Genomic DNA, 362 nt, shown 5'->3' with positions numbered 1-362 from the left:
ATGGCCTGCTTGATCCACCCAAACACCGGCTCGGGGATCACCTTGCGCCGCCGATAGTGCGCCTGCCCTTGGTCCGTGGACAGCCGCCCGGCCATGCGCTGGGTCGCCGGATGCTTGGCCGGGTCGATCTTGCGGACCTTGCCGCCCTCGCGCCCAAGGGCCACGCAGGCCGGAGCCAGTAATGCTTCCAGCGCCGCAAAGTTAGCCTCGCTGGCGTAACCGCTGTCGGCCAAGGTCATCTGCGGCAGGGCACCGGTGTTCTTCTGCGTGGCCTCCACCATCGGCACCAGGTAATGGCTGTCGGTACCCGCATCGATCACCTCGGTGGCCACGATCAGCCCGCTCTCGTCCACCGCCGCCTG

Annotated in this window: 1 protein-coding gene; it reads right to left on the bottom strand. The window is 67.7% G+C overall.

The window, feature by feature from the left end; genetic code table 11:
* Window positions 1-362 (bottom strand): transposase (locus ACH65_RS17935; protein WP_049624006.1); only part of this gene is annotated, 362 nt, incomplete at both ends.

Origin of the sequence: Frateuria defendens, from assembly GCF_001182895.1 — a bacterium.
Taxonomy (GTDB): Bacteria; Pseudomonadota; Gammaproteobacteria; order Xanthomonadales; family Rhodanobacteraceae; genus Frateuria_B; species Frateuria_B defendens.
This window is presented reverse-complemented; position numbering and strand designations above follow the sequence as displayed.